The following is a 1,886-nucleotide window of genomic DNA, read 5'->3' on the forward strand; positions in this document are numbered from 1 at the left end:
CACCCTTATTCTGGACAAACGCGCCCACACCAGCACCATGGCCGGCGTGCGTCACAGTGGAGCCGCCTTTCACACCTTCCGGCACAACCGCATGTCGCATCTGGAAAAACTGCTCCAGATACACCCGGCCAGCGCGGTCCTGACCGAGTCCCTGTTCAGCATGGACGGCGACAGCCCGGACTTCGAAGTCCTCAAAAAACTCAAGCGTCGCTTTAACTTTATTTCCATCGTCGACGAGGCCCACGCCGTGGGCGTGCTTGGACCCGGTGGGCGCGGCCTGTCCCATGGCGTGGCCGACATCGTCGTCGGCACCTTCGGCAAGGCATTTGGCCTGTTCGGGGCCTTTCTCCTCCTGCCGCGTGTCGTGCGCGAGTATCTCATCAATTTCGGTCAGGGATTCATCTATACCACGGCCCTGCCGCCCTGGTTCGGAGACATGGCCGCGTATATGCTGACTCGCGTGAGCACGGCCGACGACCGCCGCGCCCACCTGGCAGCCATGTCCGAACAGGCCCGCGCACGCCTGACCGAAGCCGGGTTCGACATGGCCGGAAGCGCGCACATCCTGGCCGTACGTGTCGGTGATGAAAACCGCTGCCAGCATCTGGCCCAGGCCCTGCGTGACGCCGGCATCCTGGTGTTCGCGGCCCGCTACCCCACAGTGCCCCTGGGCCGGGCCATCCTGCGCGTCTGCCTGACCCGCGACCATACACTCGAACATATCACCCGGCTGCGCGACGCCCTGGTCCAGGCCAATCGGAGCATCTCATGAGCATTCTTTTCATTACCGGCACGGACACGGACGTAGGCAAAACCGTGGCCAGTCTCCTGGCCCTGCATGTGCTTGGTCCCCACGGAGCGGTCTATCTCAAGCCAATCCAAACCGGGTGTACGGACCCGACCCACGGTTCGGACGCGGCCTTCATCGCCGCCCATCTGCCCGGCGGTCTGCCCCAGGGCATGACTCCGGCCCAGGCCACGGGCGTGTGTCGGCCCGCGCCCAAGGCCCCGCTTTTCGCCGGTGCCCCCGTGGCCCCGGCCAAGTTGCTGGATTTCGTCACCGACCACGCAGGCCGCCATCCCATAACCGTGGTCGAAGGCGCGGGCGGCATCCTGGTGCCCGTAACCGCATCCTGGACCATGCTCGACTTCGCCCGCGATCTCGGAGCCACGGTGCTGGTGGTAGGCCGGGCGTCCCTGGGCACCATCAACCACACGGTTCTGACCCTGCGCGCCGTGGCCGACGCCGGTCTGGCCTGTCTGGGTGCCGTGCTCATGGACCCGCACAACGCCGCCTCCGCCGAGGAACGGGCCGAGAACAGCCAGGCCATCGAACACCTGTCGAACCAACGGGTCTGGGGCGTCATCGATCATCTCAACCCGCGCGCGCCCAAGGCTTCGGCCCTGGCCATCATGACCGCCGCGCTTGCATCCTTTTTACCCTCGGGGAGAAACTGATGGAACCGATCCATGTTGAGATTCTGGTTGATCCGGACCACATCAAGGACCGCCAGGCCATCCGCGCCCTGGCCCTGGCCAAGGCAGCACTGAGCGATGACGGCCTCGTCCGCGTCCAGGTCGAACGCCGGTCCATCGACGCCCGGGCGCGCATGCCGCGTTTTCTGCTGCGCGTGGCCATCGGCGGCCAGGACAGGCAAGGCGCGACCTTTCAGCCCAAGGCCCTTGGCAACCACCGGGTCATCGTGGTCGGGGCCGGGCCGGGCGGGTATTTCGCGGCCCTGACCCTACTTGAGGCCGGCATCAAACCCATTGTCCTGGAACGCGGTCGGGACGCGCGCGCCCGGCTCAAGGACATCAAGAAAATTTATTCCCAAGGTCTGGTCAATCCGCACTCCAACTACTGCTTCGGCGAGGGCGGGGCCGGG

At 65.9% G+C, this 1,886-nt stretch carries 3 protein-coding genes; all 3 read left to right on the top strand.

Annotation, left to right across the window (positions count from 1 at the left end):
* Window positions 1-772 (top strand): aminotransferase class I/II-fold pyridoxal phosphate-dependent enzyme (locus EOL86_14360; GenBank protein NCD26755.1); only part of this gene is annotated, 772 nt, incomplete at its 5' end.
* On the top strand, window positions 769-1,458 hold the full coding sequence (gene bioD / locus EOL86_14365; GenBank protein ID NCD26756.1) for a dethiobiotin synthase: 690 nt from the start codon (window positions 769-771) through the stop codon (window positions 1,456-1,458). The genes EOL86_14360 and bioD, both read left to right, overlap by 4 nt.
* Window positions 1,458-1,886, top strand: a 429-nt coding sequence (locus EOL86_14370) for an FAD-binding protein (GenBank protein ID NCD26757.1), incomplete at its 3' end; no start/stop codon positions are given. The genes bioD and EOL86_14370, both read left to right, overlap by 1 nt.

The organism is Deltaproteobacteria bacterium (genome assembly GCA_009930495.1).
GTDB lineage: Bacteria > Desulfobacterota > Desulfovibrionia > Desulfovibrionales > Desulfomicrobiaceae > Desulfomicrobium.